General features: G+C 62.6%; 12 protein-coding genes and 1 pseudogene. 12 read left to right on the top strand and 1 reads right to left on the bottom strand.

Features of this window, described 5'->3' with window-relative positions; genetic code table 11:
* Positions 1-188 precede the first annotated feature (188 nt).
* The gene (locus LNV08_RS15675; protein WP_263534658.1) at positions 189-2180 is read left to right on the top strand and encodes a DUF1631 domain-containing protein; all 1992 of its coding nucleotides are present in this window, start codon (positions 189-191) and stop codon (positions 2178-2180) included.
* A gap of 8 nt (positions 2181-2188) precedes the next feature.
* Here the strand turns inward: LNV08_RS15675 and yihA are convergent, their stop codons facing one another.
* A complete protein-coding gene (gene yihA, locus LNV08_RS15680; protein ID WP_263534659.1) occupies positions 2189-2944 on the bottom strand; it encodes a ribosome biogenesis GTP-binding protein YihA/YsxC in 756 nt (251 codons plus the stop codon).
* A gap of 68 nt (positions 2945-3012) precedes the next feature.
* Here yihA and LNV08_RS15685 point away from each other — a divergent pair, with 68 nt between their 5' ends.
* From LNV08_RS15685 to LNV08_RS15735, 11 genes and pseudogenes are all read left to right on the top strand, one after another.
* Positions 3013-3642 carry a c-type cytochrome gene (locus tag LNV08_RS15685; RefSeq protein ID WP_263534660.1) on the top strand — a complete coding sequence of 210 codons (630 nt, stop codon included), beginning with the start codon at positions 3013-3015 and terminating at the stop codon, positions 3640-3642.
* A 129-nt stretch (positions 3643-3771) separates the two neighbouring features.
* A complete protein-coding gene (locus tag LNV08_RS15690) occupies positions 3772-5922 on the top strand; it encodes a cytochrome c biogenesis protein ResB (RefSeq protein WP_263534661.1) in 2151 nt (716 codons plus the stop codon).
* Complete coding sequence (gene ccsB, locus LNV08_RS15695; protein ID WP_263534662.1) at positions 5919-7298, top strand: c-type cytochrome biogenesis protein CcsB; 1380 nt, start codon at positions 5919-5921, stop codon at positions 7296-7298. The genes LNV08_RS15690 and ccsB overlap by 4 nt, the downstream gene beginning before the upstream one ends.
* Positions 7299-7302: 4 nt before the next feature.
* Positions 7303-8094 carry a substrate-binding periplasmic protein gene (locus tag LNV08_RS15700; protein WP_263534663.1) on the top strand — a complete coding sequence of 264 codons (792 nt, stop codon included), beginning with the start codon at positions 7303-7305 and terminating at the stop codon, positions 8092-8094.
* An 86-nt stretch (positions 8095-8180) separates the two neighbouring features.
* Positions 8181-9161, top strand: a complete 981-nt coding sequence (msrP, locus tag LNV08_RS15705) for a protein-methionine-sulfoxide reductase catalytic subunit MsrP (RefSeq protein WP_263534664.1) — start codon at positions 8181-8183, stop codon at positions 9159-9161.
* 1 nt (position 9162) lies between these two features.
* Entirely contained in the window at positions 9163-9771 is a 609-nt protein-coding gene (locus tag LNV08_RS15710) for a sulfite oxidase heme-binding subunit YedZ (RefSeq protein ID WP_263534665.1), read from the top strand.
* 34 nt (positions 9772-9805) lie between these two features.
* Positions 9806-10702 (top strand): annotated as a pseudogene (locus tag LNV08_RS15715) (NAD(P)/FAD-dependent oxidoreductase); the annotation flags it as partial.
* An 87-nt stretch (positions 10703-10789) separates the two neighbouring features.
* Positions 10790-11158, top strand: coding sequence for a dihydroneopterin aldolase (locus tag LNV08_RS15720; RefSeq protein ID WP_263534779.1), 369 nt, complete (start codon positions 10790-10792; stop codon positions 11156-11158).
* Between the two features lie 23 nt (positions 11159-11181).
* Positions 11182-12120, top strand: coding sequence for a tRNA 2-thiocytidine(32) synthetase TtcA (gene ttcA, locus LNV08_RS15725; RefSeq protein ID WP_263534666.1), 939 nt, complete (start codon positions 11182-11184; stop codon positions 12118-12120).
* The gene (locus LNV08_RS15730; RefSeq protein ID WP_263534667.1) at positions 12121-12861 is read left to right on the top strand and encodes a response regulator transcription factor; all 741 of its coding nucleotides are present in this window, start codon (positions 12121-12123) and stop codon (positions 12859-12861) included. It abuts the gene before it with no gap.
* Complete coding sequence (locus tag LNV08_RS15735; RefSeq protein ID WP_263534668.1) at positions 12858-14171, top strand: ATP-binding protein; 1314 nt, start codon at positions 12858-12860, stop codon at positions 14169-14171. Before LNV08_RS15730 ends, LNV08_RS15735 begins: the two co-directional genes overlap by 4 nt.
* Positions 14172-14192 lie beyond the last annotated feature (21 nt).

Consider the following 14192-nt stretch of genomic DNA (forward strand, 5'->3'; position numbering starts at 1 on the left):
AAGGCTTTGAGCTCAGCAAGCCAAAAGGGGCCGCAGCAATGTGGCCCCTTTTTCGTTTATCGCGAATGCGTTGAATAGTACCCACCGCAAGCGGCAGCACTCTGCGCCTGCGACTGATAATCGCCGGCTGAGGCCCAAGATTTGCTCGGCCCCATCTCTAGCCAACCCTGTGGGGTCCACGTCAATCCATGTCCTCTGCCCTATCCCTCTCCTCTTTGCTGAACGAAGTACGGCTCGAAACGCCGCCGCTGAGCCGCGATTTGCAGGCCACCATCCAAAGCGAGTTGGACGCCAGGGCCAAGCATTTCCATTTGCTTGAAGGCTGGCGCCGCATGCGCGGCCGTTTCGCCACCGATTTCGTCGACGCTTTACTGCCCTTGCTGCAGGCCGCCGAGCGGGGCGAAGACCCCTTGCAGCGCCGCTCGGCCAGCCTGGATGCACTCAGCCTGGTCGACGAGCGTCAGGCTTTGCAGGATGTCGCCGTCGCCCATGTCATTCAGGCCGCCGAGGATCGCAGCGGCCCAGAGCTGCACCAACTCAGCAACTTCTTCGCCGCCTTGCGTGGCACGGCGCGGGCCCGCAAAAACGAAAACCCGGTGCGCGTCGCCCTTTTTGCGCAGGCCTTGTTGGTCGCCCTGTCGAGCATCGAGTTGGAGCCGCAGCAGCGCTATGAGCTGATGCGTGTCGCCGCCACGCCGCTGGCGCTAGGCTTGCACCGCATTTATGCGGCGCTATGCGCCAAGCTACGGGCCGCCGACGTCAGCCATATGGTGTCCAGCCATGCCGCGCGGGCACAGGACTACGACATTGCCCAGCGCATGGCGCAAGGGCGCCGAAATACCGAGCCTGCCACCTTGGACGGCCTGGCCCGCCGCGTCCAAGAACACAATAGCCGTGCGCCCAGGAATGGGGCGGACAGCACGGTAGCGCCGGTCTTCAAGGCCGATCAAAGCCCCGATATGCTGAGCCGTCTGTATGAGCAGATTCTGGCCGACACACGTTTGCTGCCGCCCCTGAAAGCCTTGCTGGCGCGGCTGCAGGTGGCCGTCGTACGCCTGGCTCGCCACGACAACAGCCTGCTGCATAAGCAAGACCACCCCACCTGGGCCTTGCTCAACCGCGTGGCCGCTCATGGCATGGCATTCGAGCGTGCCGATGACGAACAGTTGCAGGCCTTTCTACGCCTGATGACGACCGAGATTCAAGTCTTGATCGACGCAGCGCGGCCCACTGCGGTGCAGTTTGAGCAAGTGCTGGGCCGGGTGGAGCACCACTTGAGCAGCCAAGCGCAAGAGCGCAGCAAGCGCAACGCGCAGGCCTTGGCCTCCCTGGAGCGCGAGCAAATGCGCCCGCAATGGCGGCAATTGCTGGGGGAGCAAATCAAAGCCCAAACGGCCGATGCTCCCTTAGGTCCAAAGCTGCGACAGTTTTTGCATTCAACTTGGGTCGATGTGATCGTGCAGGCCATGGTGCTGCATGGTCAGACCTCGGCGCAGGCCTTGGCGCACATCGAATGGGTTGATCATCTGCTGGAAAGCCTGCAGCAGCCCTCCGATGAGGCAGCGCGCGAGCGTTTGCGCCAAAGCCTGCCCGGCCTGATTGATGCATTGCGCGAGGGCTGCGACAGCGTCGCTCTGCATGCCGACCAGCGCGAACAAGTGCTGCGGGAGTTGATGTTGCAGCATGGCCGCCTCCTGCGCGGACTACCGGCCTTGCTGACCCCGATCGATGGGCCGGCCGCCGTCACCGCCAAAGCAGAGCCCAGCCCAGAGGAATTGCTGGAACGTTTGTTGAACGAGCGCGAAAGCGAGCTGCCCGAGCATTGGGCACATGCAAAAGTCGACCGAGGGCAGTTGCCGACCGTGCCTATGCAGCTCTTTGAGCAACATGATCACGATGCCTCGGCGGCAGCGGTCTCCAACTGGATGTCACGCCAGCGGGTGGGCGGCTGGTATCACTTATTCATCCAAAGCGAATGGATGACGGCTCAGCTTGCCTGGATCAGTGACAAAGAGCAGTTCTACCTCTTCATCGGCCAAAACACCGAGCAACGCCACACCATCACGCGCGGGGCGCTAGAACGCTTGCTGGCCAATGGTTTGATCACCGCCCTGGACGACGACAACCTCGTCCAGCATGCGGTGGACACCTTGATGCAGGATCTTCAGCTCGGCGCCTAACTGATGAATTACGCAGCGCCGTCAGCTTGACCGGCGCCATCGGCAATCTCAGCCGCGGAGGTCTTGGGCAGTGGATGGACCCAAGCATGCAGGATCTGCGCGGCCTTGCCGACGCCTTGCTTTTTCAGCGCCGAGAACAGCATCACCGTGATATCCGACTCCGCACTGGCGTTCTCGGCCAAGAAAGCCCGCGTGCCGAACAGCGCCGCATCGGCATCTTTGCGGTTGAGCTTGTCGGATTTGGTCAGCAAGACCAGCAACTTGATCTCTCCGGTACTGACTCGCGGCGTCACGAATTCCAGCAACTGCTTGTCAAGATCGGTCATGCCCAAACGCGAATCCACCATCAGCACCACGCCCGACAGTGAACGGCGCACCTCCAGATAGTCCGCCATCACCTTTTGCCAGCGGAGCTTGGCCGAGCGTGCCACCGCCGCGTAGCCATAGCCGGGCAAGTCGGCAAACCACGCGTCGGCGGCGTCTTTGGGGCCGAGTTCGAACAAATTGATATGCTGCGTGCGGCCCGGCGTTTTGGACGCAAACGCCAGCCGTTTTTGCTGCGCCAAGGTATTGATCGCGGTGGACTTGCCGGCGTTGGAGCGCCCCACGAAGGCGATTTCGGGCAACTCATTGGCCTGCAAATGCACCAACTCGCTGGCGGTGGTCAGAAAACGGGCCGTATGGGTCCAGCCCAACGCCACTTTTTCCGTTGGAGTTGTCTCAATTTGCGCAGAATGCTGCGACACAGGAGTGGTGTTGGTCATGGATTGTTCTGGCTGAATGGATTGCCATTGTAAAATCTTAAAGTTGCGCTTACCGAATCTATAAATTCATGACTAAGACTGCCGCTTTTCTGACTTCTGGCCTTTTGGGCCTTTTGCTTGCTTCCGCCGCTGTTGCGAACGAGGCCGTTGCGCCCGCCAAGCCAGATCTGGTCAAGGGTCAAGCGACCTCGACTCAAGTCTGTGCCGCCTGCCATACGGCCGACGGCTCACGCGGCAGCCCTGCCAACCCGATCTTGCAGGGTCAGCACCCGCAGTACCTGGTCAAGCAATTGACCGAGTTCAAGACGGGCCAGCGTAGGAACGCTGTCATGCAAGGCATGGCCGCCACGCTGTCTGAAGAAGACATGCGCAACGTCGCCGCCTTCTACGCCTCCAAGCAAGCCAAACCCGGTTTCTCCAAGAACGCTGGCTTGGTGTCGCTGGGTGAACGCATCTACCGTGGCGGCATTGCCGATCGCCAGATCCCTGCTTGCGCCGCCTGCCACAGCCCGAACGGCGCCGGCATTCCGGCCCAGTACCCCCGCTTGGCCGGTCAGCACAGTGACTACACCGAACTGCAGCTGAATGCCTTCCGCTCCGGCACCCGTGCCAACAGCCTGCAAATGAACGGCGTCGCGGCAAAGATGAATGACCGCGAAATTAAGGCCGTGTCGGACTACATCGCCGGCCTGCGCTAAAGCAAATTTCGGCACTCGTCATAGGGCCGATCCGCTGACAAGTTTTAAATCTGCAAAAGGCCGGTGAATCTCACCGGTCTTTTTTTTGCTCGCACCGCAACGCAACCCATGTCAATTGACACTGTCCCCATGAGTGAGTCCCCGAGCGCCCCTGCAAACAGGCCCCGCAACAGCATCGGCAGTGATCTGCTCGACCTGCTGTCATCGATGCGTTTTGCGATCGCGCTACTGACGGTCATTTGCATTGCCTCCACCATTGGTACGGTCGTCAAACAGCGCGAGCCGCTGAACAACTATGTCAATCAGTTTGGTCCATTTTGGGCCGAGGTGTTCGGCAAGTTCGACCTCTACACGGTTTATGGTGCTTGGTGGTTTTTGCTGATCCTGGCCTTTTTGGTCACATCGACCAGTTTGTGCATCGCGCGCAACGCGCCAAAGATTTTTCATGATCTGAAGAATTTCAAAGAGTCTGTGCGCGAGCAGTCGCTGCAGTCCTTCCACCACAAGGCGCTAGGACACATCGCCACCGGCCCCGAGTTAGCCCTGAGCCAGGTCACCGCTTACCTCAGCGCCGAAGGCTGGAAGGCGCGCGTACAGGTGCGCGACAAGGGCGTGATGGTCGCGGCGCGCAAGGGCGCTGCCAACAAACTAGGCTATCTGGCCGCTCATTCATCCATTGTGCTGATTTGCCTGGGCGGCCTGCTCGACGGGGATTTGCTGGTGCGGGCGCTGATGTGGGCGCAAAACAAAACCATCTACCAAGGCGGCGGCTTGATCAGCGAGGTCAAGCCCGAACACCGCTTGCCGACCAACAACCCGAGTTTTCGCGGCAACCTGATGGTGCCCGAAGGTGGCCGCGCCGCAACGGCGATTTTGAGCATGCCCAACGGCGTGGTGCTGCAGGACCTGCCCTTCGATGTAGAGCTGCAAAAGTTCATCGTTGAGTATTACGAAACCGGCATGCCCAAGCTGTTTGCCAGCGAGATCAGCATCCGCGACCACGAAACCGGCGCCATCACTCAAGCCAAGGTCAAGGTCAATGAGCCCGCCTTTCACCGTGGCATCGCGATCTACCAAAGCAGCTTCGAAGACGGCGGCTCCGACCTGAAGATGATTGCCCGCCCCATGGGCAAGGCCGGCAGCAACATCAGCAGCAACGCGGCCAAGCCCTTCACGATCGAAGGCCGGGTTGGCGGCAGCACCGAGCTGAAAAGTGATGAGCAGACCTTGAAGCTGGAGTTTGCCGGGCTGCGCGTCATCAACGTCGAAAACCTAGGCGGAGCGCCGACTGCAGGCGGCACCGATGTACGCAAGGTGGATCTGGTCAACTCGTTGCAAAGCCACCTGGGCAGTGGCGCCAAGACCCGCACCGACAAAGAGCTGCGCAATGTCGGCCCCTCGTTCAGCTACCGGCTGCGCGACGCATCCGGCCAAGCGCGCGAGTACAACAACTATATGGTGCCGGTGGAGTTGGACGGGCAACGCGTCTTCTTGGCCGGCGTGCGTGAATCGACCTCCGAGACCTTCCGCTACCTGCGCATCCCGGCCGATGACAAAATGAGCATGGACGGTTGGCTGCAATTGCGCCAGGCCTTGCTGGACCCCGCCGAGCGCGAACGCGCCGCCAAACGCTATGCCGAGGCCGCCACGCCGACTGACAAGCCGCAAATGACGCCGCAGCTGCAAGCCACCGCGCGGCGTGCCTTGGCGCTGTTTGCCGGCGCAGAAGGCGTCAAAGCAGACAATAAATCCGGTGCAAATCTACCCGGCGGCTTGCCGGCCTTGTCGCAATTCATCGAGAGCGAAGTGCCCGAAGCGGAACGCCAGCGCGTCTCCGAAGTGCTGTTGCGCATCCTCAACGGCAGCTTGTTCGAACTCTACAAACAGAATCGACTGCAGGCCGGTTTGCCCGCTGCGCCTGCCGATGCTGCAACGCAAGCCTTTATGACGCAGTCGGTCTTGGCCTTGTCGGACAGCATGTTCTACCCGGCGCCAGTGCTCTTGCAGCTGGATGAGTTCAAACAAGTCCAGGCCAGCGTCTTCCAGGTGACCCGCGCGCCGGGGCAAAAACTGGTCTATTTGGGCGCCATCCTGCTGATCATCGGCGTATTCGCTATGCTCTATGTCAGAGAGCGCCGCTTGTGGGTCTGGCTGGAGCCGGCACCCGGGCAAGGCGAGGCGACGCGGATCCGCATGGCCCTGTCCTGCAGCCGCGAGACCCCGGACACCGCGACCGAATTCACACAGCTCAAGCACGATATTTTGAAAGACAGCGTATGAACAGCGCCACCCACCCGGCCGCCAACGGCCTAAAGCTCCAAGCACCGGGCGCACGCGGCCCGCTCGGCAGCCGTGATGTTTTCGACTGGCTGTTTGCCGCGCTGATCATCGCAGGCGGGCTGTTTGCCTTCACACGCTATGGCGCGTCGATGGATGTGTATGAAAAAGGCATCCTGATCTTCGCAATGCCGGCCTTGATCGCGCTGGGCTGGTTCTGGCGGCCGCTGCGCTTGTTGGTGGTCTTGGCCGGTGCGACCAGCCTGCTGGCGATCAATCTTTATGGTCAACACACGGACGCTTTCGGCGCCGACTTGGCCGCTGCCGACAAGGTCTTCTGGCTCAAGTACATGCTCTCCAGCCAAAGCGCCATTCTGTGGATGAGCTTGCTGTTTTTCATGAGCACCTTGTTCTATTGGGGTGGCTTCTTCGCCAAGACGGGCGAGACCAGTGCGGCCGAAGCGATTGGCTCCAAGCTGGCCTGGGGCGCTGTTTTTATGGCGCTGGTGGGCACCATGGTGCGCTGGTTCGAGAGCCATCAGATCGCTCCCGATATCGGCCATATCCCGGTCAGCAATCTCTACGAAGTCTTCGTGCTGTTTTGCTGGATGACGGCGCTGTTCTACCTCTATTACGAAGCCCGGTTCAAGACCCGCTCACTGGGCGCCTATGTGCTGCTGGTGATCAGCGCAGCGGTCAGCTTCTTGCTTTGGTACACCGTGGCGCGCGAGGCGCATGAGATTCAACCGCTGGTGCCTGCGCTGCAAAGCTGGTGGATGAAGATCCACGTGCCCGCCAATTTCGTCGGTTACGGCACTTTTGCCTTGGCGGCGATGGTAGCGCTGGCCTATCTGCTCAAGACCGCCTCACAGCGCGCGCTGTTGATAGGTTTGGTCGGCCTGCCGCTGGCCCTAATTGGCGCCATTCTGGCGGCGCGTTTCTTTGCTGCCGACCTGCCGCCAGAAACGATCCAAGGCCTGGACGGCTGGGCTCGCAAGATGGGCGGCTTGCTGGTGTTCTTCGGTCTATGTATTGCTTTTCGCACACCGCTCACCGCGCGCCTGCCGGCCCTGCCCATCCTTGAAGACTTGATGTACAAGGCGATTGCGCTGGGCTTTGCCTTCTTCACCATCGCCACAATTCTGGGCGCCTTCTGGGCGGCCGAGGCCTGGGGCGGCTACTGGAGCTGGGACCCGAAGGAAACCTGGGCGCTGATCGTCTGGCTCAACTATGCGGCCTGGCTGCATATGCGCTTGATGAAGGGCTTGCGCGGCATGGTGTCGGCCTGGTGGGCGCTGAGTGGCTTGGTCGTGACGACCTTTGCCTTCCTGGGCGTCAATATGTTCTTGTCGGGTCTGCACTCTTACGGCACGCTCTAAGCCGATGCCAACACTGCTGCGCTTACTGGGTTTTTACCTTGTTCTGAGTGCGGCAGCCTGTGACAGCAGGGCCGACACGGTACGCATCGCCACCGGTGAGCTGCCACCCTATGCGACAGAGTCGCGCCCCGACAAAGGCATCGCCTTGAGCATCGTGCGGCGCGCCTTCGAATTGGCGGGCCACAAGGCAGAGTTTTACTTTCAGCCCTGGTCGCGTGCACAGATGGAGACCAAGTCCGGCCTATGGGACGCTTCGGCGCACTGGGGCGCATCGGCCGAGCGGCGGCGCGACTTTTTGCTCAGCGACAACATCCTGACCGAACAATGGCTGATCGTGCACCGCAAGAGCATCGCGCTGCAATGGACGCAGCCGCGTGATCTGCGCCCCTACACCCTGGGCGTGATACGCGACTACACCTACACCCCCGAGTTCTGGGCCTTGATCCGCAGCAATGAGCTGCGCAGCGACAACACGCCCAACGATCTGGCCGGTTTGCGAAAAATGATACGCGGGCGCATCGACGCGATGCCGATGGAGCGCAACGTCGCTTGTGACCTGCTAACTCATAACTTCAGCGCTCAGGAGCGGGAAGAATTCGCGGCCCACCCGCGCTTGCTGACCGACAGCTTCAGCACTCACCTGATCTTGCCGCCACAGCAACCCCGCAGCGCTGCGCTGCTGGCCGACTTCAATCGCGGGCTCAAAGCACTGCGCGACAGTGGTGAGCATGCGCGGCTCTTGCAGACCGTGCAATGCCCGCCAAGCTGGGCCAATAGCGCCCTGCCCTTGCGCTGACGAGATTTCGTCAAATCACGTAAGCTTTTGGCGATTGGCGCGACAGAAGATAAAGCCAGCGCCCACAACCGATTGAAAGTTGCCCCATGTTCAGCAAAAGTCCGCTCATCTCCGCCTCGGAAATCACCCCGCAAGCCGCCTACGAGGATCGCCGCCAATGGCTGCGCCTGATGGCCAGCGGGGCAGCAGGCACAGCCTTGGCCAGTTGGGCCGGCCGCGAGGCTCTGGCGCAGGTACCAGGCGGCGGCAAACTGGCCAAGTTGCCGGGTGCGCGCAGCGCGGTGGCAGGTAGTTTGGTGATGGACAAGCCGACCAGCTACCAAGATGCCAGCACCTACAACAACTTCTATGAGTTTGGCACCGACAAGGCCGAACCGGCACGCACCGCCGGCTCGCTCAAGACTCGGCCCTGGAGCGTGAGCGTCGAGGGCGAAGTCGGCAAGCCCGGCGTATTCGACCTGGACAGCTTGCTCAAGCTCAGCCCCATGGAGGAGCGCGTCTATCGGCTGCGCTGCGTCGAAGGTTGGTCGATGGTCATTCCATGGGTCGGCTACTCCTTGGCCGAGCTGATCAAAAAGGTCGAGCCCACCTCCAAGGCCAAGTTCGTCGAATTCACGACGCTGGCCGACAAATCCCAGATGCCGGGCCTGCGCGGCGGCTCGCTGGACTGGCCCTATGTCGAAGGCCTGCGCATCGACGAGGCCATGCATCCACTGACATTGCTGGCCTTCGGCATGTATGGCGAGGTCTTGCCGAATCAGAACGGCGCGCCGCTGCGCTTGGTCGTGCCCTGGAAGTACGGCTTCAAGTCTGCCAAATCCATCGTCAAGATCCGCTTCGTCGAGAAGCAACCGACCAGCAGCTGGACCAAGGCGGCGCAGCAAGAATATGGTTTCTATTCCAACGTCAACCCGCAGGTTGATCACCCACGCTGGAGCCAGGCGTCGGAGCGCCGCATCGGCGAAGACGGGCTGTTCGCCAAGAAGCGGCCGACGCTGATGTTCAACGGCTATGCCGACCAAGTCGCCTCGCTTTATGCAGGCATGGACCTGAAGCGCAACTTCTGAGATGGCGCGGCGCTCGCTCTGGCTGCACCCCGCCGCCAAACCGCTGCTTTTTGCGCTGTGCCTGCTGCCCTTGCTTTATTTGATCTGGGCGGCGGCGGGCAATCAACTCGGCGCCAACCCGGCCGAGGCGCTGATACGCGGCCTGGGTGACTGGAGCTTGCGCGCGCTATGCCTGACGCTGGCTGTCACGCCCGCGCGCCAGCTGTTCAATCTGCCGGCCTTGGCGCGTTTTCGCCGCATGCTGGGTCTGTTCACCTTCTTTTACGCATCGCTGCATTTGCTGTCTTACGCCTGGCTGGACATGGGCTTGGTGCCGGCCGATATCGCCAAAGACATCGCCAAGCGGCCGTTTATTCTGATGGGCTTCACGGCCTGGATCTTGTTGCTGCCCTTGGCCGCCACCTCCTTCAACCGCGCCATCAAGGCCCTGGGCGCCAAGCGCTGGCAGACCTTGCACAAGGCGGTCTACGCCGTCGCAGTGATAGGCATGCTGCACTTCATCTGGATGCGCGCGGGCAAGCAGAATTTTGGCGAGCCTTTGATTTATGGCCTGGTGCTGGCCGTGCTCATAGGCTGGCGCCTTCAAAGAGTTTGGCGCGGCCGGGGATAATCGGGCAGTCACCTCCACGCCTTCGCCCCTCGACATGCCCGATTCTCAGCCGCCCAACCCCTACGACGTTGCCATCATCGGCGGCGGGCCGGCCGGCTGCAGCGCGGCTTCTTGGCTGCATCAGTTGGGCCTGAGCGTTGCCCTGATCGAGCGCGAGCCGCAGCTATGCGCCGGCTTGCAGTCGCTGCAGTTCGGCCAAGACTGGGTGCTGGGCGCGCCGGGCCAGAACCTCGCGACCTTGGGCCAACAGTACGCGCGCCACATCGAAAGCCTGCCCGCCGTGCAAGTCTTGCTCGGCCAAGCACTTGCCCATCTGGATTGGGCCGCCGACGCAGCTTGGCGCCTACAGTTGGCTGATGGCCGCAGCCTGAACGCACGCGCGCTCTTGCTCGCCACAGGCCTGAAGCCCCTGCGCCCCGAACTCTATTTCCCTCCGGCCGCAAGGCCTAGCCCGCGCCTGATGGACGCGCTGAGCCTGACCGCTTGTCGCGATCAACTGCCCGCTGGCAGCATAGTGCTCTTGGGTGGCGGCGACAACGCGGCCGAAAACGCCTTGTTCCTGCAGGCGCGCGGCCACCAGGTCACGCTTTGGTCGCGCAGCGATTGGCGCGCCCAGCAAAGCCTGGTGGAGCGACTCAAAGCCCAGGCCGGGGTCATCACCATGCGCCCGCGCAATCCCATGCCGACGCGCTTGTTGGCTGATGAACAGGGGGTCACGGTGCAGTCACAGCAGTTCGGTGACGAGCGTTTTGACCATGTGGCCGTGCTCTTAGGCTTCGAGGCCGAACCGAGTGCTTGGCTCTTGGTTGGTGACGCGCTACAGCGCGCCGGCATCACCGCGCCGTCCCACCCCTTCCGCGACGAGCCGCGCTTTTCCCCGTTAGGCTTGTTCATCGCCGGCGACGCCAGCGGCCACCAGCATCCCAGCGTGCAGACCGCGCTTGGCGACGGCGTCGTCGCGGCCAAGGCCGTGGAGGCATTTCTGCGCCCCTTGAGCGAAGGCCAGCCGACGCTGGCAATGCGCCGCAACAACCGCCAGATCATCCACATCACCGGCCTGCGCTTCGGCGCGAATCTGGGTGTGCTGGACTTCGAGCGCGAAGGTCCACAACCGATTCAGGTCGATGCCGAGGTCAATCTGGGCGCGCAGGCCATCGTCTCGCGCGACGCCGACATCGGCCACGTGCTGGACTACCGCCGCGTGCGCGCCATCATCATCGACGAGTGCACGGCCGAGCACACCGATCTGCTGGAAGCGCTGCTGGGCAAGCTCTGCACGCGCTTGATGAAGCTGCCCGGCGTCGCCGGTGTGCGCATCAAAGTGACCAAGTTAGAAATTTTCCCCGACTGCCAAGTCGCCATCAGTGCCGAATGCGGCGCTTGGTAAACCCCTGAAGTCTTATGACCGCCATGAATACCGAAACCTTCGCCCGCCCCGAATTGGATGACGTCGAGACTAAAGACGACCCCAAGCTGTCGGTCGAGCTCAAAAAACTCTCCAAACGCCTGCATCGCCAGGTCGGCCAGGCCATCGTCGACTACAACATGATCGAAGAAGGCGACAAGGTGATGGTCTGCCTGTCCGGCGGCAAAGACAGCTATTCGATGCTGGACATCCTGCTCAATATGCAGCAGCGCGCGCCCATCAATTTCGAGATCGTCGCGGTGAATCTGGACCAGAAGCAGCCCGGCTTCCCCGAGCACATCCTGCCCGAGTATCTGAAGGCGCGCGGAGTGCCTTTCCATATCGAGGAGCAGGACACGTACTCCATCGTCAAGCGCCTGGTGCCCGAAGGCAAGACCACCTGCTCGCTGTGCTCGCGCCTGCGCCGAGGCAATTTGTACCGCGTGGCCGAGGAGTTAGGTGCCACCAAGATCGCGCTGGGTCACCACCGTGATGACATCATCGTCACCCTGCTGCTGAATATGTTCTTCGGCGCGCGCATGAAGGGCATGCCACCAAAGCTGGTCAGCGACACCGGCCGCCATGTGGTGATTCGCCCGCTGGCCTATGTGGCCGAACCCGATCTGGTGCGCTGGGCCGCGCACCGCGAGTTCCCCATCATTCCGTGCAATTTATGCGGTAGCCAAGAAAACCTGCAGCGCGTGCAGGTCAAGGCGATGATCAATGAATGGGAGACCAAGTACCCCGGCCGGCTTGAAAATATGTTCACCGCCATGAGCAAGGTCGTGCCCTCGCACATGATGGACCGCGAGCTCTTCCCCTTCCAAACCCTCAAAGCCACCGGCGTACCGGACACCAATGGCGACATCGCCTTTGACGAGGACGAGAGCTGCGCGCCGCAGCCGCAGGCACAGAGCTCGGTCATCACATTGCGCCCACGCTGAATGCGCCTGCTGCTGGTCGAAGACGATTTGATGATTGGCGAGAGCCTGCGTCTGGCCTTGCGCCAGGACGGCTACGCGGTCGACTGGGTGCGCGATATCAGCGCCGCCAAGGCTACGCTGGCGAGTGAGCGCTTCGACCTGGTGCTGCTGGATCTGGGCCTGCCCGAGGGCGGGCCTCAGCCTGCTCATCCCGCTCATCCCGCTCAGTCCAGCAGCGGCCCCGCTGCCAGCGGCTTGGATGTGCTAAAGGCACTGCGCGCACGCCAGGACAACACGCCGGTGATCGTGCTGACCGCACGCGACGGGCCGGGCGAGCGCGTGTTGGGCCTGGACAGCGGCGCCGACGACTATCTGGTCAAACCGTTTGAGCTGGATGAGCTCAATGCGCGCATACGCGCAGTGCTGCGCCGGCACAGCGGCCGCAGCCAGCCGCTCTTGACTTGCGGTGCCGTCAGCTTGGACCCCGCAACCCGTCAGGTCACGGTGGGCGGCCAGCCTGTCCTGCTGTCGGCCCGCGAGCTGGCCCTGCTGGAGGCCTTGATGCAGCGGCCCGGCGCCTTGCTGTCACGCGCCCAACTGGAAGACCGCCTTTACGGCTGGGGCGAGGAGATCGAGAGCAATGCGGTGACGGTCTATATCCACCAATTGCGCCGCAAACTCGGGGCCGACTTCATCCAGAATATGCGCGGGGTCGGCTACTACGTCGGCTCGCCCAAGGCTGGCGGCAGCGAAAGTTCATGAGCTTGAATTCGATGCGCGCGCGCTTGCTGCTGAGCCTGCTGGCTCTGTTGGCGGCCGCAGCGCTGGTGATGGGGGCCAGCAGCTACCGCACGGTGCTGGCAGAGACCGAGGCCTTGTTCGACTATCAGCTGCGCCAGATGGCTCTGGCGCTGCGCGATCAAGGCGAGATCGCGCCCAGCCAGGCGCGCACCTTGGGGGACGAGCAACTCGACTTCGTCGTGCAGATCTGGACCGCCGATGGCCGCAGCATCTATGCCTCGCGCGAGCATGCCAATCTGCCGGCGCGCGCCTTGCTGGGTTTGGCCGAAATCAATGTCGGCGGCCAGCGCTGGCGCACCTTCAGCGTGGCCACACCGGGCCGGGTGATCCAGGTCGCGCAGCCGGTGCAGATTCGCCAAAAGCTCGCGGCTGCGGCCGCCCTGCGCAGCGTGCTGCCGCTGCTCTGGCTGGCACCCTTGCTGGCCTTGCTGGGCTGGTGGCTGAGCGCTTTGACTGTGGCGCCGCTGCGAGCGGTGGCGGCAGAGGTCAGCCAGCGTGATGCACAGGCCCTGGCGGCGCTGCCCACGGCCGGTTTGCCCGATGAAGTCGCACCCTTGGTCAAGGCGCTGAATGCCTTGTTGCAACGGCTGGGCAGCTCGCTGGATCAGCAGCGTGCTTTTGTGGCCGATGCCGCGCATGAGCTGCGCTCGCCGCTGACCGCTTTAAAGCTGCAAGCCCAGCTGCTGCAGCGTGCACCGACCGAGGCCGACCGCGCCGCTGCCATGGCCGCCTTGACCGCCGGCATCGAACGTGCCGCCCGCTTGGTTGAGCAGTTGCTGGCGCTGGCGCGCGCCGAGCCCGGCGGCCCGGCGCTGGCCCTGCAGACGCTGGATTTGAGCGAGTTGGTGCGCGGCGTGATGGCCGACTGTCTGCCGCTCGCCCTGGCGCGCGGCACCGAGCTGAGCTTGCAGGCCGAGGCGCCCGTCCAAGTGCAAGCGGAGCCGGCGGCGCTGGCCATGCTGGTGCGCAATCTGCTCGACAACGCAGTGCGCCACGGCAAGGCCGGCGGTCAAGTCGAATTGAGCGTTACCAACACAGAAGGCCGAGCAACGCTGTGGGTTGATGATGATGGGCCCGGCATTCCGCCGCAAGACCGCGAGCGGGTGTTTGATCGTTTCTACCGCCGCAACCCCGGCGGCGCTGGTCAAAGCACGATCGGCTCCGGCCTGGGCCTGGCCATCGCGCGCAATCTGGCCGAGCAGCATGGCGCCAGCATCAGCCTGGGCGACTCGCCGCTGGGCGGCCTGCGGGTCAGCCTAACTTTCGCCTAATCTTGGCCTAATCAGGCCCTA

Source organism: Paucibacter sp. TC2R-5 (assembly GCF_025717605.1).
GTDB lineage: Bacteria > Pseudomonadota > Gammaproteobacteria > Burkholderiales > Burkholderiaceae_C > Paucibacter_A > Paucibacter_A albus.

Bases quoted from the DNA above. Each gene is read 5' to 3' on its own strand.
- LNV08_RS15735 (WP_263534668.1), top strand. From the start codon at position 12,858: ATGAGCTTGAATTCGATGCGCGCGCGCTTGCTGCTGAGCCTGCTGGCT.
- LNV08_RS15730 (WP_263534667.1), top strand. From the start codon at position 12,121: ATGCGCCTGCTGCTGGTCGAAGACGATTTGATGATTGGCGAGAGCCTG.
- ttcA (WP_263534666.1), top strand. From the start codon at position 11,182: ATGAATACCGAAACCTTCGCCCGCCCCGAATTGGATGACGTCGAGACT.
- LNV08_RS15700 (WP_263534663.1), top strand. From the start codon at position 7,303: ATGCCAACACTGCTGCGCTTACTGGGTTTTTACCTTGTTCTGAGTGCG.
- ccsB (WP_263534662.1), top strand. From the start codon at position 5,919: ATGAACAGCGCCACCCACCCGGCCGCCAACGGCCTAAAGCTCCAAGCA.
- LNV08_RS15675 (WP_263534658.1), top strand. From the start codon at position 189: ATGTCCTCTGCCCTATCCCTCTCCTCTTTGCTGAACGAAGTACGGCTC.
- LNV08_RS15720 (WP_263534779.1), top strand. From the start codon at position 10,790: ATGCGCCGCAACAACCGCCAGATCATCCACATCACCGGCCTGCGCTTC.
- LNV08_RS15710 (WP_263534665.1), top strand. From the start codon at position 9,163: ATGGCGCGGCGCTCGCTCTGGCTGCACCCCGCCGCCAAACCGCTGCTT.
- LNV08_RS15690 (WP_263534661.1), top strand. From the start codon at position 3,772: ATGAGTGAGTCCCCGAGCGCCCCTGCAAACAGGCCCCGCAACAGCATC.
- yihA (WP_263534659.1), bottom strand. From the start codon at position 2,944: ATGACCAACACCACTCCTGTGTCGCAGCATTCTGCGCAAATTGAGACA.
- LNV08_RS15685 (WP_263534660.1), top strand. From the start codon at position 3,013: ATGACTAAGACTGCCGCTTTTCTGACTTCTGGCCTTTTGGGCCTTTTG.
- msrP (WP_263534664.1), top strand. From the start codon at position 8,181: ATGTTCAGCAAAAGTCCGCTCATCTCCGCCTCGGAAATCACCCCGCAA.